Annotated in this window: 32 protein-coding genes; 29 read left to right on the top strand and 3 right to left on the bottom strand. The window is 39.2% G+C overall.

What is annotated here, in order from left to right; translation table 11 throughout:
* The first annotated feature begins 163 nt into the window (after positions 1–163).
* The 22 genes from AACU95_RS06035 to AACU95_RS05930 all read left to right on the top strand — a co-directional run bounded on the left by AACU95_RS06035 (position 164) and on the right by AACU95_RS05930 (position 13,908).
* On the top strand, positions 164–685 hold the full coding sequence (locus AACU95_RS06035; RefSeq protein ID WP_004247148.1) for a YagU family protein: 522 nt from the start codon (positions 164–166) through the stop codon (positions 683–685).
* A gap of 158 nt (positions 686–843) precedes the next feature.
* On the top strand, positions 844–1,266 hold the full coding sequence (locus tag AACU95_RS06030) for a hypothetical protein (protein ID WP_004247488.1): 423 nt from the start codon (positions 844–846) through the stop codon (positions 1,264–1,266).
* Positions 1,267–1,319: 53 nt separating this feature from the next.
* Positions 1,320–1,589: a hypothetical protein gene (locus tag AACU95_RS06025; protein ID WP_026164644.1), complete on the top strand. Its 270-nt coding sequence runs from the start codon at positions 1,320–1,322 to the stop codon at positions 1,587–1,589.
* Entirely contained in the window at positions 1,589–2,059 is a 471-nt protein-coding gene (locus AACU95_RS06020; RefSeq protein WP_017628809.1) for a lysozyme, read from the top strand. Before AACU95_RS06025 ends, AACU95_RS06020 begins: the two co-directional genes overlap by 1 nt.
* Positions 2,041–2,199: a hypothetical protein gene (locus tag AACU95_RS06015; protein WP_012367623.1), complete on the top strand. Its 159-nt coding sequence runs from the start codon at positions 2,041–2,043 to the stop codon at positions 2,197–2,199. The genes AACU95_RS06020 and AACU95_RS06015 overlap by 19 nt, the downstream gene beginning before the upstream one ends.
* A 2-nt stretch (positions 2,200–2,201) precedes the next feature.
* Positions 2,202–2,663, top strand: coding sequence for a lysis protein (locus AACU95_RS06010; protein WP_012367624.1), 462 nt, complete (start codon positions 2,202–2,204; stop codon positions 2,661–2,663).
* Between the two features lie 347 nt (positions 2,664–3,010).
* Positions 3,011–3,595, top strand: a complete 585-nt coding sequence (locus AACU95_RS06005; RefSeq protein ID WP_004247494.1) for a BRO-N domain-containing protein — start codon at positions 3,011–3,013, stop codon at positions 3,593–3,595.
* 199 nt (positions 3,596–3,794) lie between these two features.
* Positions 3,795–3,953 carry a hypothetical protein gene (locus AACU95_RS06000; protein ID WP_004245978.1) on the top strand — a complete coding sequence of 53 codons (159 nt, stop codon included), beginning with the start codon at positions 3,795–3,797 and terminating at the stop codon, positions 3,951–3,953.
* Positions 3,954–3,986: 33 nt separating this feature from the next.
* On the top strand, positions 3,987–4,589 hold the full coding sequence (locus AACU95_RS05995; RefSeq protein WP_172409589.1) for a hypothetical protein: 603 nt from the start codon (positions 3,987–3,989) through the stop codon (positions 4,587–4,589).
* 2 nt (positions 4,590–4,591) lie between these two features.
* Complete coding sequence (locus AACU95_RS05990) at positions 4,592–6,079, top strand: hypothetical protein (protein ID WP_012367627.1); 1,488 nt, start codon at positions 4,592–4,594, stop codon at positions 6,077–6,079.
* A complete protein-coding gene (locus AACU95_RS05985) occupies positions 6,079–7,449 on the top strand; it encodes a DUF4055 domain-containing protein (protein ID WP_161737197.1) in 1,371 nt (456 codons plus the stop codon). Before AACU95_RS05990 ends, AACU95_RS05985 begins: the two co-directional genes overlap by 1 nt.
* Positions 7,446–8,567 (top strand): phage minor head protein, encoded by a 1,122-nt coding sequence (locus AACU95_RS05980; protein ID WP_004245973.1) that lies wholly within the window; start codon positions 7,446–7,448, stop codon positions 8,565–8,567. The genes AACU95_RS05985 and AACU95_RS05980 overlap by 4 nt, the downstream gene beginning before the upstream one ends.
* A 111-nt stretch (positions 8,568–8,678) precedes the next feature.
* Positions 8,679–9,440, top strand: coding sequence for a hypothetical protein (locus tag AACU95_RS05975; RefSeq protein ID WP_004245971.1), 762 nt, complete (start codon positions 8,679–8,681; stop codon positions 9,438–9,440).
* Positions 9,441–9,453: 13 nt separating this feature from the next.
* The gene (locus AACU95_RS05970; protein WP_004245970.1) at positions 9,454–10,407 is read left to right on the top strand and encodes a major capsid protein; all 954 of its coding nucleotides are present in this window, start codon (positions 9,454–9,456) and stop codon (positions 10,405–10,407) included.
* Positions 10,408–10,409: 2 nt separating this feature from the next.
* The gene (locus AACU95_RS05965) at positions 10,410–10,694 is read left to right on the top strand and encodes an Ig-like domain-containing protein (protein WP_107033975.1); all 285 of its coding nucleotides are present in this window, start codon (positions 10,410–10,412) and stop codon (positions 10,692–10,694) included.
* A 39-nt stretch (positions 10,695–10,733) separates the two neighbouring features.
* Positions 10,734–11,213, top strand: a complete 480-nt coding sequence (locus AACU95_RS05960) for a DnaT-like ssDNA-binding protein (RefSeq protein WP_004245968.1) — start codon at positions 10,734–10,736, stop codon at positions 11,211–11,213.
* A 2-nt stretch (positions 11,214–11,215) separates the two neighbouring features.
* The gene (locus tag AACU95_RS05955; protein ID WP_004245967.1) at positions 11,216–11,566 is read left to right on the top strand and encodes a hypothetical protein; all 351 of its coding nucleotides are present in this window, start codon (positions 11,216–11,218) and stop codon (positions 11,564–11,566) included.
* Between the two features lies 1 nt (position 11,567).
* Entirely contained in the window at positions 11,568–12,149 is a 582-nt protein-coding gene (locus AACU95_RS05950) for a hypothetical protein (protein ID WP_004245966.1), read from the top strand.
* 35 nt (positions 12,150–12,184) lie between these two features.
* Entirely contained in the window at positions 12,185–12,547 is a 363-nt protein-coding gene (locus tag AACU95_RS05945) for a phage tail terminator-like protein (protein WP_242680798.1), read from the top strand.
* A 45-nt stretch (positions 12,548–12,592) separates the two neighbouring features.
* Positions 12,593–13,249 (top strand): phage tail protein, encoded by a 657-nt coding sequence (locus AACU95_RS05940; RefSeq protein WP_004247505.1) that lies wholly within the window; start codon positions 12,593–12,595, stop codon positions 13,247–13,249.
* Positions 13,250–13,300: 51 nt separating this feature from the next.
* Complete coding sequence (locus tag AACU95_RS05935; RefSeq protein ID WP_004245960.1) at positions 13,301–13,606, top strand: phage tail assembly chaperone; 306 nt, start codon at positions 13,301–13,303, stop codon at positions 13,604–13,606.
* 26 nt (positions 13,607–13,632) lie between these two features.
* Positions 13,633–13,908 carry a DUF1799 domain-containing protein gene (locus AACU95_RS05930; protein WP_080974786.1) on the top strand — a complete coding sequence of 92 codons (276 nt, stop codon included), beginning with the start codon at positions 13,633–13,635 and terminating at the stop codon, positions 13,906–13,908.
* 28 nt (positions 13,909–13,936) lie between these two features.
* Here the strand turns inward: AACU95_RS05930 and AACU95_RS05925 are convergent, their stop codons facing one another.
* The gene (locus AACU95_RS05925; protein ID WP_004247508.1) at positions 13,937–14,143 is read right to left on the bottom strand and encodes a hypothetical protein; all 207 of its coding nucleotides are present in this window, start codon (positions 14,141–14,143) and stop codon (positions 13,937–13,939) included.
* 709 nt (positions 14,144–14,852) lie between these two features.
* Here AACU95_RS05925 and AACU95_RS05920 point away from each other — a divergent pair.
* Positions 14,853–15,389 (top strand): biosynthetic peptidoglycan transglycosylase, encoded by a 537-nt coding sequence (locus AACU95_RS05920; RefSeq protein WP_145959338.1) that lies wholly within the window; start codon positions 14,853–14,855, stop codon positions 15,387–15,389.
* Here the strand turns inward: AACU95_RS05920 and AACU95_RS05915 are convergent.
* Positions 15,368–16,024 carry a hypothetical protein gene (locus AACU95_RS05915; protein ID WP_049213757.1) on the bottom strand — a complete coding sequence of 219 codons (657 nt, stop codon included), beginning with the start codon at positions 16,022–16,024 and terminating at the stop codon, positions 15,368–15,370. The two genes, AACU95_RS05920 and AACU95_RS05915, sit on opposite strands and share 22 nt — an antisense overlap.
* 147 nt (positions 16,025–16,171) lie before the next feature.
* Positions 16,172–16,543 (bottom strand): Arc family DNA-binding protein, encoded by a 372-nt coding sequence (locus AACU95_RS05910; RefSeq protein ID WP_065424106.1) that lies wholly within the window; start codon positions 16,541–16,543, stop codon positions 16,172–16,174.
* Positions 16,544–16,664: 121 nt separating this feature from the next.
* On the opposite strand from AACU95_RS05910, the gene AACU95_RS05905 reads away from it, so the two are divergent.
* From AACU95_RS05905 to AACU95_RS05880, 6 genes are all read left to right on the top strand, one after another.
* On the top strand, positions 16,665–16,835 hold the full coding sequence (locus AACU95_RS05905) for an Arc family DNA-binding protein (protein WP_049213755.1): 171 nt from the start codon (positions 16,665–16,667) through the stop codon (positions 16,833–16,835).
* Positions 16,828–17,481 (top strand): BRO-N domain-containing protein, encoded by a 654-nt coding sequence (locus AACU95_RS05900; protein ID WP_243412660.1) that lies wholly within the window; start codon positions 16,828–16,830, stop codon positions 17,479–17,481. Before AACU95_RS05905 ends, AACU95_RS05900 begins: the two co-directional genes overlap by 8 nt.
* Positions 17,482–17,556: 75 nt before the next feature.
* Positions 17,557–18,336, top strand: a complete 780-nt coding sequence (locus AACU95_RS05895) for an ORF6N domain-containing protein (protein ID WP_065424105.1) — start codon at positions 17,557–17,559, stop codon at positions 18,334–18,336.
* A gap of 211 nt (positions 18,337–18,547) precedes the next feature.
* A complete protein-coding gene (locus AACU95_RS05890; protein ID WP_049201309.1) occupies positions 18,548–19,027 on the top strand; it encodes a type VI secretion system-associated protein TagO in 480 nt (159 codons plus the stop codon).
* A gap of 21 nt (positions 19,028–19,048) precedes the next feature.
* A complete protein-coding gene (locus AACU95_RS05885; protein ID WP_049201311.1) occupies positions 19,049–19,366 on the top strand; it encodes a hypothetical protein in 318 nt (105 codons plus the stop codon).
* A gap of 143 nt (positions 19,367–19,509) precedes the next feature.
* Complete coding sequence (locus tag AACU95_RS05880; protein ID WP_049195350.1) at positions 19,510–19,743, top strand: hypothetical protein; 234 nt, start codon at positions 19,510–19,512, stop codon at positions 19,741–19,743.
* The last annotated feature ends 44 nt before the right edge of the window (positions 19,744–19,787 follow it).

The following is a 19,787-nucleotide window of genomic DNA, read 5'->3' as shown; positions in this document are numbered from 1 at the left end:
GAAGTTTTTTGTTTTCATTGATTGTTTGTTTATATTTAAGATGAAATTTATTGTTATCCTATAAGAATAAACCTGCAGTGTTTAACTAATAATTAAAATAATAAACAGGTATTCTTATCTCTACTATACTCATAATATTCAATTTATAGAGCGAGTATATATAATGATTGATTTGTTTAAGTTAACGAAAAAAAGTTCTAGGCATATTGGTATAGCAATATATGTTGGTATTATAGCGGGTATCTTTTCAGCTTTAGTTAAATCTGGTTTTGAAGACCTAATTCCCCCGAGAACACTTGAAACGACACCCCCGCCAGTCGTCTTACTCGAAAAGCTTGGATTAAATATAGATACTATGACTTATCATTGGATGGGATATAGTATTAATTGGGGCGGTAATGGTGTTCATATATTATTCTCAATAGTTATCGCTGTGACATATTGTGTTATTGCTGAATTCTTGCCAAAGGTTAAATTATTACACGGTATTTGTTTTGGTATTGGCGTTTCTGTTTTTGCTCATGGTTTAGTCGTACCTCTACTAGGATTGTCTGGCTGGCTTTGGACAGCAGGTTATCAAGCATTAATTTCTGAGTTTGTTGGAACCGCTTTTTGGATCTGGTCAATTGAAGCGATTAGACAAAATTTGCGTTATTGTTTAACTAAAGAAAATGATGCTGAGTAGATAAGGAAGTTCAACCTTAATCTGTTATAAATTTCTTAAAGATCGCTTAGGCGGTCTTTTTTCGTATATGCCGACCACAGAATCAATCACCCTCGTTATCACGTTCACACAAGAGCTGTGAGTCGGCACCTTATTAACTAAATAAATTGGTAAATGTTATGTCAAAAGAGATAAGCGAATTACAGTTTAGTCTTCACTATGCCTCAGAAACAGACAGTGAAAAGAATACCTCCATCATTTTAACGGCGAATATCCATACGGCTGATGGTGAAACTCAACAACTGACACAATTAATTTGCACGACATCTTCCGCAGGTAAAAAGCAATATCGAATCGGCTTGCAAAAAATTAGTGATGCTGGTGCTCCATTGCTGGTGGCGATTGAATCCTATTGGCGCAAAAACACACAAGAGAGTTGTGTTTATTTGTTAGAGAAAGCGAAGCAATTTATTCAAGGACACTTACAACAAACGAATACATGGATATCTATGTATGGTCTTGTGATTGTTTCTAATGCGTCACTGGAAGAACAGTTGCCTGAAGGTTTATTAAAGGCACTTAAAGTATCAATCCCCGCCTAATTTTTTTAACACTTTCACACTAATCATCAACGGACACTCCTCTGGGGGTGACTATGCGTATGGAAAAATTAACCAATGTAACTTATGGAACAGCAGGCCTAACGGCCTTTTTTGCCAGTCTCTCTTTATATGAATGGGGATTTGTTATCGGGATGGCGTTCAGCATGCTTCTGGGTTTAGCCACTTATTTTATGACTCGTCGAGAACAACGAAAACGCACTCAATTATTTGAAGAGCTTGTTCGTCATGTTGACCCACAAAACCCGACCGAAACCTTAAAAAAGCTTGCTGAATTAATGGTGAAAGCGCCAAAGGATATTTAATGTCTCTCAAACAGAAAATAGCGGTGATAACAACAGCAGGAGCAACAGCCATCGCGTTAGTAGTAATAGCCCATTTTGAAGGTGTACGTTATGAACCTTATCGTGATGTGGCGGGTGTTCTAACTGTTTGTTATGGACATACAGGCAAAGACATTATTCAAGGCAAGAGATACACACAACAAGAATGTGATGCGTTATTACAAATCGATTTTATTAAGACACAACAGCAAGTCGATGCATTAATCAAAGTATCACTCGATGACTACACCAAAGCTGCTTTATATTCCTTTGCTTTTAATGTGGGTACAACCGCATTTGCTCGCTCAACATTACTCAAGAAGCTAAACGCTGGTGATAGAGCGGGTGCCTGTGAAGAAATGAAACGTTGGATATATGCAGGCGGAAAGGTCTGGCGAGGGCTTGTCAGTCGTCGAGAGGCGGAGTCAGCACTATGTCATGGAAAACTTTAATCATCATTATCGGCTTTATTCTTGCATTACTCATTACAGTCGCTGGTGGCATTTATCTCTTGATTGATAACTCATGTACTAAAGACCAAGTGAGTTTAGAAAAGCGCTGTCAGATTGCACTCTCATATCATCGGTACTAATCATGAAATACGGAAAACTCTATGCCGTCATTGCGATGGTAGGCATTATCGTGGGTAGTTATTGGGTGATTAACTGGCAAGCTAATAGGATTAATTCACTGACAGATATCAACAAAAAACTGGCCGTGGCTCTCGAAGAACAGAAGTCTATTAATACTGACTATCAAGCACGCATAATGCGATTAAATCAGTTGGATATTCAATATACGCAGGAGCTAGCGAATGCTAAGAATGAAATTAGTCACTTGCGTGATATTAGTGAGCGTCATCCAGAGCGGGTGTACATCAAAGCCGAGTGCCCCAAAGTCAAAACCACTCCCTCCACCAGCTTGGCTTATGCAACCACCGCCCGACCTACTGACACCGCTATCCGAAATTATTGGTTACTCAGAGAGCGAATTGCAGAGTCAGAACAGATGATTAAAGGGTTGCAGGATTATATCAAACAAGAATGCATGGAATAAAAAAAAGCCCAGCATGGGTGCATGGGCAAACTAACAGGATATTAATCAAAGTATAGTGATAATTACTTAGTATAGCTTAAGTAAATATATATATCAGCAATTAGATAAGTCGTTTATCCATTAAGGAGAGTGATCATATCTTGACTGCTAGGAACAGACTAGAAGTGGCTTGGCAGTGTATCGCTAAGCTGCGAACTCTACGCATTTCATTCTGTGCATTCACCGCGCAATTAAAAACACTCACAGAACCTTACAGAAAGTCGAACCTGAGAAAAACCGTTAATGGTGTTTTCTGTGGGGCGGTTATTTCTGGTGAACAGGTTCGCTTTTCTATAAGGATTTACACCATGAGCAAATCATTAGTTTTCAAAGGTAATGAAATTACTCCATTTGATAATGGTGATAATAAGATTTGGTTTACCAGCTCTCAGATGGCTAAGCTACTCGAATACAAAAATGAGAAGTCAGTAACCAATCTATATAACGCCAATAAAGATGAGTTTTCTGATGATATGACAATGGTCACTGAAACAATGACCAATGGAATAAACAACAACTTACGTAAGAAAAAGGTCAGGATCTTCTCTGTTAGAGGTGCACATCTAATCGGAATGTTAGCTAATACAGATGTAGCGAAATCCTTGCGTCGATGGTTACTTGATCTAGCTGAAAAAGAGTCAAAACCACAAACAGGGTTAGCAAACCTTGACATGAATGAGCTTAAAACCCTGACTATCAATGAGATGCAAAATAGATTAGTAGCAGCCGATAACTGGTCGTTCGAGAACTTTGGCAGGAAAGGTAGTGACTTAATGAATTTACGCAAGCGTCACTTAAAGAAAATACGCAAAGCGAAGAAGGCAATTAAAGAACTATCACAATTAACCTTGCCTGATATGGGCGAATTTCCAGATGGAGAAGAGCCAGCATGAACCACGAACAATTCATAGAGCAGAACGTACTAGCCGAGTTAAAAAAGCTCGGCTTTTCTTTACCTGTTTGTCGTAGAGCAAGTTACATGGCGGTAGATCATTATCGCCGAAGCTCTCAAGCAAGTAGAAAAGGGCGAATGTTTGACGACTGCTTACATATTGCCAAAGTGTGGGCGAGTAAGTTCGCTAAGGAGAAAGTATGACCAAACAAGAAAAAGCAAACTTATCCATTCTCTATCGTCAATTACAGCAATCACTTGAATACTTACACTGTGGAAGAGTTGATGATGGGAGAATAGTTGCTGAAATCGTCGAGCGCGAGTTAGGCAAGTTAGTCAACAAACAGAAAACCAAATAGGCCCTAGCGGCCTTTTTTATTTAAGGAATGGATATGGTTAAAAGACCAGATTGGGAGGCCATTGAGTCGGCTTACCGAGCTGGCGTGATGTCCATAAGGGAAATAGCCTCTCAATACGAGATAACCCATCAGGCGATAAGTAAGCGTGCCAAGAAAGAAGGATGGGAGCGAGATTTAAAGGCAAAGGTTAAGGCTAGGGCTGAAAACTTGGTTGCCAAAAGGGAGGTTGCCAGTCTGGTTGCCACCGAAAAGGCTATTTCAGAACGGCAACTTATTGAGGCTAATGCCGAGGTTATCGCTAATGTCCGCATGGAGCATAGAGGCGATATTCGAAGGGCTAGAGAATTAACCAACAACTTATTTGATGAACTATCTGCTGAATGTGCTGATGTGCCAGCCTTAAGAAAACTTGGCGAGTTAATGTTTAGTCCTGATGATAACGGACGCGATAAACTCAATGAAATTTATCATTCAATCATATCTCTCCCTGAGCGCGTTAAGTCAGCCAAAGCATTAAGTGAAACACTCAAAAACTTGGTTGGGCTTGAGCGTCAAGCATACGGCCTTGATGATGTTCAGCCGAATAAGACAGCTAGTCAGCTATCAGAACTAATGGACGACTTATCTAAGGAATAATCATGAAGCCAGAACATCTTGCATTATTAAGAGATAAGCTCTGGCGATTGAATCACCTCTACTGGATCACAAACAAAGAAGGTAAGCCAGTTCGATTTAAAATGACGCCTGAGCAACTCGAATATTTTGAAGGGATGCACACGCGAAACATTATCCTGAAAGCTCGTCAGCTTGGCTTTACTACAGAAGTCTGCATTATCCAATTAGACGCAGCGTTATTTGAGGCGGCTAAATGTGCATTGATAGCCCACACACTTAACGATGCTAAGCGACTATTCAGGGAAAAGATAAAGTATGCCTATGACAAGCTACCCGATGAAATCAAAGCGGCTAACCCAGCGAGTAATGATGCGGTTGGTGAGTTGGTGTTTAGCAAAGGCGGCTCGCTTTATATCAGCACGTCATTTCGTGGCGGTACACTCCGTTATTTGCACGTTTCTGAGTTCGGTAAGATATGTGCTAAGTATCCAGAGAAAGCCCGTGAGATTGTCACTGGCGCATTTGAGGCGGTATCAAGCGATTGTTTTACGACGATTGAAAGCACAGCGGAGGGTCGAGCAGGTTATTTCTTCGATTATTGCCAGTCTGCTGAGAAAGCGCAAATTCAGAATAAGACTCTCTCTAACCTAGACTGGAAGTTCTTTTTCTTCTCATGGTGGAAGAATCCAGAGTATGCCATTAACCCTGTTGAGCCATTACCCCAGCGGTTAGTTGATTACTTTGATGAGATAGCCAGCAAACATGGTGTTCAATTAAATGAGCGCCAGAAAGCATGGTATTACGCCAAAGAGAAAACGCTTGGCGACGATATGAAACGGGAATATCCGTCAATACCGTCTGAGGCATTCCAACAATCGGTTGAAGGCGCTTACTACGCCAAGCAGTTCCGCTTCCTGTACGAAAATAAACGCATTGGCACACTTCCTGATAACTCGCACTTACCGGTTCACACGTACTGGGATATTGGTGTGGGTGACTCAACGTCAATTTGGTTTATTCGTGAAGTGGGCGAGGAGTTCCACATTATAGACCACTACTCAAACAGTGGTGAAGGTCTACGGCACTACATGAAAGTACTGAAAGACAAAGGCTACACATATGCAAGTCACAATGGCCCTCATGATATCGATAACCGTGAGTTTGGCTCGGATGCGAAATCTCGGCGTGAATTAGCGCGTGAGGGGTACGAAATCGACGGACAAATTTACTCAATCCGATTTGAAGTAGTGCCGAAGCTTTCAGTTGATGAAGGTATCGAGGCAGTACGTGAAATTCTGCCACTTTGCGTGTTTGATGAGCATAAATGTAGTGAAGGCATTGCTCATCTAGAAGCTTATCGTAAAGAGTGGGATGACAAGCGAGGCTGTTGGAAAGATAAACCGCTTCACGATTACACGTCACATGATGCTGATGGATTTAGGTATTTTGCGGTGAGCAGAAGAAACACTAAGCGCCCAGCATTCGAAATTAACCTAGGAACAACCTTCTGATGAGTACAACAAATGTAGATTTCACTCGACCGGAGTATAAAACGGCTGCTCCTCAGTGGGAGCTAGTTCGCGCTGTTTGCCGAGGCGGTGAAGATATAAAAAATTATCTTCCTGAGCTTGAAGAGCAAGATAGTGAGCGTAAAAAGAAGCGCAATAAAGATTATCAAGACCGTGCGGTGTTCTATCCAATAACGGGCAATACTCGCAACGGCATGATAGGGATGGCATTTAAAAAAGATCCCTTAGTTGCTGTCGTCGAAAAGCTGTCGTGTTTAAAAGACGATGCTGACGGGGCGGGTTCAAGTATCTATCAATTGGCTCAGTCTTCACTTGAGTCAGTATTGGAAGTCGGTCGGCATGGTCTGTATGTTGATTACAACAGTGATTCGAAACTCCCGTACATATTCCAATATCGTGCTGAAGACATCATTAACTGGCGTACAGCTCGTATTAATGGGCGCACGATGTTAACGCTGGTGGTATTGCGTGAAACGGTGGAAGAAGAGGACGGGTTTGGTTTTAAGGATGAGGTTCAATACCGTGTATTGTCGATAGAAGAAGGTAAGTTTGTCTGTCGTGTCTATCGCAAGCCCAGTGGAAGTAGCGTTTTTGAAATTTCTTCTGAGTATATACCTGCGCGTGCTGGTAACGGTGTGTGGAATGAAATTCCATTTACATTTATTGGTGCACAGAATAATGATCACACTATTGATGAAGCCCCACTTCTAGGATTGGCAAAAATCAACCTAGGGCATTATCGAAACTCTGCTGATTATGAAGATTCTGTTTTCTTCTGTGGGCAAATACAACCTTATCTAGGTGGGCTAGGAACAGAATGGCGTGACTATCTAGAAAAGAAAGGCGTTATGGTTGGTTCTCGCTCGCCAATTATGTTGCCAGAAAAAGGTTTCTTTGGTTACGCTCAGGCTCAACCTAACATGCTGGCAAAAGAAGCAATGGACAGTAAACGCGATTATATGGTTGCGCTCGGTGCTCAATTGGTTTCTGCTGATAGCAAAGTTAAAACGGTTATTCAGTCTGTCGGTGAACAGAACGCACAAACCTCTATCCTGAGCATCTGTTGCTCTAATGTTTCCGATGCATGCAGTAAATCGCTAATATGGTGTGCTGAATACTTAGGTTTAGATACTGCAGGCATTTCGTTTGAGATTAACAAAGACCTCGTTAATCACATTGCCGATAGTTCGATGATCCGTGAAATCGTCGCAGCATGGCAATCTGGCGCAACGCGTAAATCTGACTTAGTGAGAAGTTTGCAGAAATATGATGTTATCGACCCCGCTGATGATGTTGATGTGGTGGTGGATGAGCTTAATAATCAAGAGCCGACAATGGTAGGTGAGACATGAGATCAGTGAATGAGCGGTTAATGGATGAATTGATTGCTCACTCCCTGTTTTCTGGTCGCTATTCTACAGGGGTGGCTAGACGCATGATAAAGGCACTTAATGAGTTTGATGCTGAATTAACTGCTTCACTTATAGTGTCTTTAGATGATACCTCCATCGATGTTAATAGTTTCACTGCAAGGCGATTGGAGTCGTTGCTGTCCAGCGTTAGAAGTATTAATAAGCGTGCAGTTGATAGTGCTTTTTCATTGTTAACAGAAGAAATGAGAGCGCATGCATTATATGAGGCTGGCTACTACCCATCACTGTTTGATGCTCTACTACCTGATGTTGTTCTACGCAAATATCCACTAATGAGCATTACAGAGGAAATGCTATTTTCCTCAGTCATGTCTCGCCCATTTCAAGGGAAATTACTTTCTGAATGGGCTGATGGATTAGAATCAGATCGCATGACACGCATAAATAACGCTGTTCGGAATGGTTATTTAAATGGTGATAGTGCGGTAGAAATCGGACGTAAAATCAGAGGACATGCAAACCAAGGTTATAAGGATGGCGTATTGCAACTAAGCCGAGCTAATGCGACGACAATAGCTAAAACGGCCATTAGCCATTTACAAGCAACAGCGCGAGATCAGTTTGCTGATGCCAATAAAGACATTCTTGATTGTAAACAATGGTTATCTACCCTCGATAATAAAACATCTCACGATTGCATTATTCGGGATAGGTTGAGATACACGCTGGAAGGTAAGCCTATTGGTCATAAAGTTCCTTATCTACAAGGCCCCGGAAAAATCCACTTCAATTGCCGTTCAACAGAAACATTGATTACTAAATCATGGCGTGAATTAGGCATTGATTTAGATGAGATGGATGCAGGAACGAGAGCATCAATGGACGGGCAAGTGCCAGCGGATACTAATTTTCTTGATTGGATACAGCGACAACCTGAGTGGCGACAGCGACAGGTGTTTGGGGAGACGCGATTTAGGTTGATGAAAGAAGGCGGCATGAATCCTTCTGAGTTTTATACTGACAAAGGTGAGTTTATTTCTCTCGAACAACTCAGGGAGATAGACAAGCAGGCATTTAGAGTGGCTGGATATAGCTAATCAATAAACCATTTAACAAGGTCACCTCGGTGGCCTTTTTTATTACCTAAACTCAGCTCAGGGCTGAGTTATTACAACGCGCTAGGCGCATCTAATCCCAAGGGGAATCACATGTTATTTATGAATATCGAACGCAAATATTATTCACAGGCTGATGATGGTTCGCAAGGTGGAGGTGGTGGAACACCGGAAATCACTCCAGAAATTCAAGCTATTATCGACCAGCAGGTTTCAGGGCTAAAGGCTAAAAACAGTGAGTTGCTAGGCAAGCTCAAAGAGCAAGGCGATAACCTGAAACGTTTTGAAGGCATTGACCCAGACACTGTGAAGGGCATGCTTAAACGCTTTGAGAATGACGAAGAAGCCAAGCTCATTGCAGATGGCAAGATTGACGAGGTTCTCAATAAGCGCACTGAGCGTTTGCGTGGTGATTTCGACAAGAAGTTAAAAGAAGCAAGCTCTAAAGCTGAAAAGGCAGAGGCGTTTGCAAATAAATTCCGTGCTCGTGTGTTAGGCGATGAAATTCGTTCTGCAGCAGGGAAAGCGGGTGCATTAAGCAGTGCTCAAGAAGATTTAATTTTACGTGCCAAAGGCATTTTTCAGATCAACGATGAAGGTCAGGCCGTAGCCGTTGATGAAGATGGCAATCCAATCATGGGCAAAGATGGTCGCACGCCATTATCACCTATTGAATGGATTGAATCCCTAAAAGAAAGTGCTCCTCACTTATTCCCCGCAGCCTCTGGTACAGATGCAGGGAAACATAAACAAGGTGGTGCACATTTTAAACGTTCTCAAATGTCCGCCAGTGACAAGGCTGATTATATTCGCCGATACGGGCGTGACGCATATTTAAAACTTCCAAAAGAGTAAGGAAATATAAGTAATGGCTACGACGACTAATAATGATTTAGTAATTTATAACGATTTAGCACAAACTGCGTTTTTAGAACGCCGTCAAGATAATTTAGCAGTATTTAATCAGGCATCAAACGGCGCAATTGTGCTGGATAACCTTTTTATTGAGGGGGACTTCCGTAAGCGTGCATTTTATCAGATCGGCGGTTCGATTGAGCATCGTGATGTAAACTCCACAGCATCTGTAGAGAACAAAAAAATCGGCGCGGGCGAATCTGTTGATGTAAAAGCACCTTGGAAATATGGTCCTTATGCAACGACAGAAGAAGCATTTAAACGCCGTGGCCGTGATGTATCGGAGTTCTCTGAGTTAGTGGGTACCGATGCGGCAGATGCTTCACTAGAGGGTTATATCAAATACTCTTTAGCTGCTTTAGGTGCCGCTATTGGCAATAACAAAGAAATGGTGGTGACTGCGGATATTGCGACAGATGGCAAGAAAACACTGACCAAAGGTTTACGCAGATATGGTGATAAGTTCAACCGCGTAAATCTGTTTGTTATGCACTCAACCACCTACTTCGATATTGTTGATCAGGCCATTGACAACAAAGTATATGAAGAAGCGGGTGTGGTTATCTACGGTGGACAGCCAGGCACATTAGGTAAGCCTGTGCTGGTAACGGATACAGCGCCAGTAGATGCCATCTTTGGTTTAGTGCCGGGTGCTGTGACTATCACTGAATCCCAAGAGCCGACTTTCCGATCTTATGAAATCAATGACAAGGAGAACTTGGAAGTTGGTTATCGTGGTGAAGGCGTGGTTAACGTTGGCGTTCTGGGCTATAGCTGGGATGAATCAAAAGGAAAAAACCCTGATTTAACACAGTTAGGCACCGCAGGTAACTGGAAGAAGCATTTCACTAGCAACAAATTAACCGCTGGCGTCATGATTAAACTGACTGCCGAAGAGGGAAAGTAACCCTGTCAGCGGATAAAACGTCCGCTATCGCTGACAGTACAGATACAGTAACGATCACTCTTAATTACACCAAGGGCAGCTCTCCAGTCGAAGGAGCTACCGTTAATTGGTCTACAACAGGTGGTAAATTAAGCGTTACTTCATCTAAGACGGGCAAAGCTGGTGGTGCGACAGTGAAATTAACTTCTGATTCACAGGGTGAATTTATTGTCACAGCCACTGTTGATGGTGTTGCACAAAATACTGATGCAATTACATTCACAGAAAAAACTTCTCCAGACGAGTAATTTAAGGGGCTTTGTGCCCCTCTTTTTTTTGAGGTGAGCATGATTGATCCTGATAAGAACTCTCCAATATTTAATAGCTACGCAAGTGTGGATGATTTGAAGAAATACGCTGAGGATAGAAATATCACTTTGGCAGATAGTGGATTAGAGGCATTACTAATTACGGCGATGGATTATCTTGAATCGCAAAAATGGTTAGGTAAACGAACTAACCCAAATCAACCTTTATCTTTCCCTCGCTCAGGGCTATCTCGCGACGGTGTTGCCATCCCAAGCGATCAGATACCAAAGCAATTAATCCAAGCTCAATGCCGTTTAGCGATTGAATCAGTAGAAAATGACCTACAGCCCACGTTAGGCGCTGAAATCACCTCAGAGCGAATTGAGGGCGCTATTACTGTGCAATATGCCGAAGGCACTAATACTGGCGCACCAAACTTTCCTTGGTTAAAAGGTTTATTGTCTGGCTTGATTGATGTCTCGGATGGATTTGCCATTAATACATTTGCAATGAGGTAGCCATGAACATTTATCAACGTGGGCAGAGTACAGCATTAAGGATGTTGAAAAAATATGGCGTTTCCTATCAGGCTAAGCGTGATGGTAAGCATTGGGTTGATGATGAGGGGCAGGAACACTTTGAGCCAGAAACGTTATTTTCTGTTGTCGGGGTAAAAACGCAATATAAACCTTACGAAATCGATGGCACGCTTATTCTCTCTACGGATATTAAAATGATACTTCCTCCAGATATTGATATTCAGAAAGGGGATAAGGTGCTTGTCGATGGCGTTTGGTTGCGCGTTCATGAACCGAACCCTGTTAAACCCGCTGATATTATTATCTGCTATCAGTCTCAACTGAGGGCGTGACATGTCAGATCAGTTCATGAAGTCGATTAATATCTTTATCGACAAATCTAACGCAAATATTGAAACGGTTGTCAAAAATACAGGGTTTAAAATATTAGCGAAGCTTGTTGATATGTCACCTGTTGGAAATCCTGAATTATGGGAAGTTAATAGGGTTGCCTCAAACTACAATAAAGCAGTTTTTGAACATAATGAATATCTAAAACAAGATCCTAATAATTTAACACCAAAGCGACGTCAATTAAAAAAGCGTGTTCGTGTTAATGACTCTATGGATATTTATGTTCCTCCTGGTTATACAGGGGGGCGGTTTAGAGGTAATTGGCAGGTGTCATTTGATGCCCCAGCGGAAGGCGAGACGGGGCGCATAGATAAGTCAGGCAATATGACAAAGGCGTTAGGCAACGTTGTTATTGAACAATTTAAGGTAGGAATGAAAGCTATCTATTTCACAAACAATGTGCCTTATGCTTACCGCCTTGAAATGGGGCATTCGAAACAAGCACCTAACGGTATGGTTGCTGTGACTGCTGAGGAATTTAGTCAGTTTTTCAACTCTGCCGTATCGGAAACTAAATCATGAATCAGTCGACAATTAATACTGAAATACGAAAGCTGGTGGCGAGCATTGGCAAGGATTTAAATCTTAAAATCGCATGGCCCAATCTTCCTTTTAATGATATTAACGATCCCTATCTTCAACTCCATGTCATGCCAGCAGAAACGGATAACATCGGGTTATCTCTGGATATGCCTGTTTATCGTGGTGTTATCCAAATTAACGTAGTTGGGAAAGTAGGGGGTGGGGACGCTAAGATATCAACTATTGCTGATGACGTTAAAAACAGATTAGAAAATGGATTAACATTAGGGGAGGGTATCTACATTAACGGAGAGCCTAGCCAGTTCCCTCCAATTTCAGATGAAACAAATTATACCATTCCTATTCGTGCATCCTATCGATGTAATGCAATCCGATAACACCGCTTAATTGCGGTTTTTTTATACCTAAAATAGAGGTTAACAATGGCCTATAACATTCCTAATGGGTCGCGTGTTTACGTCGCAAGTAAATACGATGACGAAATTAAAATTACCGAGGCAACTAATGCCGAAGAAGCCGTACTAACAGTTGATGATGTGGGTGACATTGCTAAAGGCGATATTGTTCATGTTACATCTGGCTGGAAAAAAGCTTCGGGTGCTTTCCGTGTTGCAAGTGTCGCTGAATCTAAAATCACCTTAGAAGGTGTCGATACAAGTGATAAAAATGTGTTTCCTGCTGGTGGCGGTACAGGAACATTAAAGAAAGTATTGTCATGGGAAGTCATGCCACAGGTAATGACACTTTCTACAGAAGGTGGGGAACAGCAAACTCAAGAGGTTCAATTTCTTGAAGATGAGCAGGCAGAAACTATCGATACCTATAAAAATGGTGTTGTACAGGTTTATACCTTTGCTCACGATGCTAAGCTGCCTATCCGTAAATTGCTAACAAAATTGGACGACAGTAAGCAAGTTACTGCAATCCGATTCTTCAATAAACGCGCAGAAGAAGATCGCTATTACACAGCTTCAATTTCATTCCAGCGTGTGCCAAACACTGCTATCAACGAAGTTGAAAACGTAACAGCGCGATTCTCACTTAAATCTGAAATGCAGATTTATACCAACGCATCTTAATCAATAAATACTCACAACAGCCCCGAAACAGGGGCTTTTTAAGGACTGATAATGCCTAAATTTACACTCGTCCCAAATCCAACCTTCAAAGCTAACGTTAAAATTCCTGTTGCCGGCAAAGAAAAGCCAGAAGTAGTTACATTCACATTTAAACATCACTCAGTAAGTGAGCTTGATGGAATGCGAGAAAAACCGATTTCTGAGTTCTTTGAGCAGATTATTGCTGACTGGGCGATCGAAGAGCCATATAACAAAGAAAATTTAAACATATTGTTAGATAACTACCCTTCAGCCTCTCGTGCTATTTCATCAACGTATTACAACGAACTGTTAGGTAACCGCGAAAAAAACTCCTAACGGTCGCCGAGGCAATGTATGGCGGAATGAGTTCAAAAGAATCGACTGAGTTCGAGCGTGCTTTTGGCTTTCCGCCTGATATTGATGATGTTGAGGTGTGGCCTGATGTTTGGGATTCGTATCAAGTATTTTCAGCTATGAATACACAGTGGCGTGTAGGTATGAATGGTATCACAGGCTTGGATTACAACCCATTAAACCAAATAATGGACTTACTCAACATCAAAGATAGAGCGACCATTTTTAGCGATATCCGCATTATGGAGGCTAAGGCGTTAGAGGTGATGCATAAGAGACCATAGTCGCGCTTTTGTAAAGCAATAAACCTATTTAAAGTTCTATTACGCTTACTATCGCCACTCGTCTAGCATATTTATCAATTTTTCTAGCTTCAGAGCAGGCAACTTCAGTAAAGGTATTCAATATTTCCTCAATACCTTTTCCGGATTCTATTTTTATAGCAGCGTTTCCTTTTAATAAGAATACATTTGTATTGTCGAATGCTTCATATACAAGTAGGTATTTTTTGGATGGCATTACAATGTCCTCATTGAAGTGAGCCATTATAGTATGACGTTAATGCATGACTGACAAATAAAATGCTAATAAGCGGTAAGCGCCGGCTGGTGAGTAGGTGATAGATTTCAATGTGTCGACTGATGATGGGTGTCATAATGCGCACATGACGGATTTCAATTAGTTACCTGTGGTTGTTAAGTTAGCTTAACAACTCTAATATATTCAAGGTATATTTAGCAATTTGAAAAAGCATGAAAACGAATTTTTTGCTAACAAATTGTTTAACAACAGCTTTATCGGATGAAATGTTCCATGCAGGAACTGCATATCATGAAGATCAATGCGATTGATAATGTTACAGAGTAATTTGTCTGGTGATGGCCATCTACAAGCAGTAGCTTCAAGCATGTTTTGAACATGCTAAAGCGTATAGCTTTTAATTTATAATGTCATTTGACGAAAAATAAATTTTGGGAAGAGCGACAGGTATTGCTAAATGGACTCATTCTAAATTTACTGAGACTTCATTTTAGACATCTGTATTTAAAAGTTATTCACTTGAAATTTAAAGAACGAGAGGGCGAAAAGGTGGGATGGCTAGTAAAGGTGTGAGGCTAAAGATATTAGGTGAACCTTGGCTAATTTTAGGAATTAGTAAAAGGACTTATTTTAGATCGAAATCAAAAGGTGAATTGAATTGATATTATTTAACTCGATTTCAAATTTCATGAAAGATATTAATAATATATCTAATTATATACTGAAAAATAATATAAAAGTAAACAACAAAAAAATTATTTTTAGTGTTTTACTTGTTGAGGATCGCACTTTTTTTCACCATAAAGGGGTTTGTTTTCGCTCTTTGCTTAGAGCGTTTATAAAATCATATGGTGGTGCTAGTACTATTAATATGCAATTAGTTAGAACCATAACGGGTAGAAGGGAATTAACTATAAGAAGAAAAATTAGAGAATGTATATTGTCTTTGATAATTGATCGTAAGTTTGAAAAAAAAGAGATTATTAATGCTTATTTGGCATGTGCATATTTTGGTGTTGATATATATGGTGTTAATAAATTGTCGTTAGAGTTTTTTAATGGTGTAGATATAAATAACATATCTCTAAATGATGCTTTTTTTATGGCCTCTTTATTAAAGAGACCATATCCTGGAATAATATCTTTAGATTGGGCTTACAAAGTAAATATTCGTATGAATTATATAAGGAAACTCTACATTGCTCATGTGAATAGAAATGAGTAAATAAATGAAAATATGCAGAAAAATAAATAAATTGATATTGTTTTAAATGTATAATCTAAAGAAACAAATAACCATCTATTTAAAATTCTATCTTCATTAAAGATATTATTCCATTCTTCATCTGCTTTTTTATGGATTTTTGTTATAAATGAATAAGAGTTAGTATGAAACTTCTTTAATTCCTGTAATTTATTATCCACCGTATCGACGTTTAATTGGTCAATATTATCTACATAGGTCCTTATGAAGTCATGAAACCCTTTTAGCTGTTCCTGAATTTTGTCGAATTCTTTGGTTTTATTAAGCATGCCAGATCTATATATAACATTATATTTATAATCTATAGTAATATTCCAATCTCTAATCATTTTTTTGTATATTTTTCTGAATTCATCATCAATCTCTGTGTTTTTATCTTTTTTTAGTTTTAAATCAATAAGATAGGATCTTGTTAGATGTATTCTTTCTAATAACTCCTTTTCGTACAAATTAATCATGTCTTTGGCATCATTAATATTTTTTTCTTTTTTCTTAACTTTTAGCTCATTTTTAAATCGCGATGAAGTTAAGTAATGAGTAACCAAAGCTACCACAGCCGCAATTATAAATGCATAAAAAGGAGTCATTGCCGACATTTGAATACCACCTGTTATTAATTAGGGGCCAATTATACATGGCTGGCACTAAAACAGCCTATATATCAGATAGTAGCCCCTTTGCTTCAATTTACACACCAGATAAGCTAACGCTCAGTGGGGGTCTAGCCCTAATTTGGGCTTTGGTTATTTTTTTAAAGTTAGACCGCGTTTCATCATAAGTAACTCTCTTATTTTTTCATTATCATTCTTTATTCTATGGATGAGGGCATCAATAAGAATATCTATTTTTTTGTCTTTTTCTTTAAAGTCATCCAAATCAAAACCATCAAAGTAATCAGCGGCTTCATTGTCAGTTATTTGTCGAAATAACTCATGAAATTCTATATCAATTTGTAGTGATTCTGGGCCAGTTAGTTTGTCATGTAATATCTGAACTATTTCCGAGTTCATAGATCTTCCGTGTTTATCTGCGCGTTCAGCTATCGCGTCTCGCATGCCTGCTGGTAATCTAACATTAAATCTATCCATTTCTTGGCTAGGGAATTTTTTAGTCATGACTCACCTCATAAAATTTATGATTAAGGATAGCACCAACTTGACATATAAATAAATGGTGCTAAATTGGCTCTAGTACCAAATTGGTTCTAACATTAAATTTGATTATAGGGATTTTGAAATGAGTAATGAATTATATGAGCAAACAAGAAGCAGTAGATTTACTTTAAACCTTCCTGAAATAATGCGTCAGGAGCTAGAGAAAAAGGCAAAAATGGATTTTTTATCTCTCAATTCTGCAATCATTATGAGATTAGCAAAAAGTCTAAGAGAGGAGAAAATAGGTGAGTAATAATAAAAGTAAAGCCCCGACTACTTGGGATAGTCAGGGCTTCAGTGTTGTCAGAAACTTCGAGGTAACTAACATGAACATTGTAGCTAAAACAGATTTAACTTTCCAGAACTTCGCATTCAACCCTATCGTTGAAAATGGGCAAGTGTGGTTGACATCAACTGAAATTGCACAGGTATTAGGTTATAGCCGTACTGATAGTGTAAGTAAATTGTACTCACGTAATTCAGATGAGTTTACTGACTCTATGACAATGACCGTCAATATGACGTTCAACGGAATAAACAATAGCTTACGTAATAAAGTGGTTAGAGTTTACTCACTTCGTGGCGCTCACCTGATCGCAATGTTTGCATCGACTCCAGTGGCTAAAGAGTTTCGTAAATGGGTGCTGGATATTCTGGATAGAGAAGTAGCTGACAAGAAAGACTTACCAGTCGAAAAAGATAACTCAGTAAGTGCAAACGGATTATTAGCAAGATTAAGTCTGATTTGTACAACATGGGATGAGGCTAGAAAGGATATGGAAAACTTCGATCCGAAAATGGCAAAACATCTCAATTCAACAATGAGTATGTTTTTAATGTATTCACAACACATGAAAGGAATAGCTAAGACAAAACAACTTAAGAGGTTAACACATTGATAGGCACTAAAAACAGAAAAGCCAACAGGAGCGAACTGTTGGCTAATCCCAAACAAAACCTAAAAGGAATGTTTTATGAGTCAAATTACAGTAGCAAACAATAACTCAGTTGTCACGCAAAACCGTTTTACGGTTCCAGAAGTCTATTATCGTAACCAGAAGGTGATTACCACTGAATCACTGGCTATTGGTTATGGCGCGGAGATTAAAAGCATACAAAATAATTTCAATCGAAATCAATCTAGATTCGAAGAAGGTAAACATTACTTCAAGATTGAAGGTGATGAATTATCTATTTTGCGGTCATCATTTAGTGGAGTGCAAATATCGAACAAAGCTAGATTGCTTTATCTCTGGACAGAACGCGGAGCATCTCGCCACGCTAAAATGCTGGAAACTGATCAAGCATGGGATTTCTTTGAGTTACTCGAAGATACCTATTTTGGAACACGAAAAAATAATAACCTTCCTGGTAATTACATTGAAGCACTGGAAAACTTATTAAAAGCAGAAAAAGAGAAAGCAGTGATCGCAGCCGAGCGTGACCATGCAATAGAAACTAAAGCGTGGATTGGTAAAAAACGTGAAGCAACTTCAATGGCTACGGCATCTAAAGCTGTTCGTGAAAAGAATCGTCTTGCTGAAAAGCTAGGTGAAAGCAAAAAACACGCAACAGTATTAGCAGTAGAGAAGAAACTAAACAAAAAATTCAAATGGCAACCATTGAAGAAGTGGTGCAAAGAGAATGATGTAGAAATATCTACTGTTCATGATGATAGATACGGAACAGCTAACTCATACCCATCAGGCGCATGGAAGTCCGCTTATGATGTGGATTTAGCTAAATTGTTCTAATCACCCAAGCCAAGGACGGCTTGTTCGAGATCACATATTGCGCCTCTTAATTGAGGCTTTTTGCTTTGTTTTTTTAGGATGATATTGATACTACTAGTGACAACTAGGGATACGGATCACGGAACTAGATATAAAAAGTAAATTTACCTTTAGTAACGTAAAGATAATACATAACATAAGATTAGTTTATTACTCGCAAGGAATATTTATAATGAAAAAAATCTTACTTATTTCTGTATTATCACTTTCTAGTTCTGTTTTTGCTGCTGACTATCAAAAGGTTGGTGATTGGTTGGTCAGTAAGGAAGAAAATAAATTAACAGACAAAATAGATTATTACGCAATTCTTTCTGCAAAAGATAAAGATGTATCACTTGTGTTACGTTGCCAAAATGATAAGACTGAGGCTTATTTATCAATGAGGGACTATATTGGTAGCGGTTATAATTCCAAGGTGACTCTGCGAATAGATAAAGAAAAACCTTTAACTCAGTCATGGGGGATTGGAGAAGGTGGCACATCATTATTTGTACCTAAACCTGTATCATTAATTAAAAGTTTAGTGGGTAAAAAGAGTTTAATTTCTGGATATAGCCCGTATGGCAAAACTCAAGTGATAGCTGAATTTGATCTGGAAAATATAGATACGATAGCAAAAGAAATATCATCCGCTTGTAACTGGAAGTTATAATAAAAAGGAAGAAAGTTTGTAATGAAAAAGTTACTAGTAATACTTGCCATTCTAGCTATTACCTTATCTATTTTTGCTTATAATAAATTAACCATATTTACAGTACAGCCAATAGGTGCGATACCAGATGGTGTAACCGTTGTTATCTGGAAAAAGGGTGATATGAAGTTTTTTGAGAGTCCAGATAGCTTATGTATACAGAAAACTGGTGGAGTAAGCCTGTTGTGCAGAATGAGAATGTTAGGAAACGCAATTGATAAAGACGATATCATTATTAGATTCCCGTACAGCGAATATGCATACTTAAAATCAACCAACGGAAGGGTTTTTGATAGGTAATGAAATAGCGTTCGTTCTTTTGAGTTTTATTTCCAGTAAGTTAAATAGAGTGAAGCCTCTCAATGGGGCTTTTTTGTTTGCTTTAATTTGCATCTATACTCAGCTAACATTAAAAAAACTAAATAAAGAACCGAGAGGACGGGATGAGACAACTATTATTAATTATTGTTATTTTAATAGCAGGATTTTTGATTTATGGCGCAATTATGTCATCTTCACCAGAAAGCAAAGAAAAATCAAAAGACCGAAATGCAATAAGTTATTGTTGGAAGGAGTATGATAAAAAATCTCTTTCTGACGAACAAAAACGATTTATTGCTAGCTCATGTGAAAAGATGGAATCTGATTTTCGCTCTCGATATGGCGTGAACCCTTAGTTAAATAAATTAATAACATTATCAATAACCACCTTCGGGTGGTT

It is taken from the genome of Proteus sp. G4415, assembly GCF_963896075.1.
GTDB lineage: Bacteria > Pseudomonadota > Gammaproteobacteria > Enterobacterales > Enterobacteriaceae > Proteus > Proteus mirabilis.
Note: the sequence above shows the minus strand (reverse complement) of the source record. Positions and strands in the feature narration are given on the sequence as shown.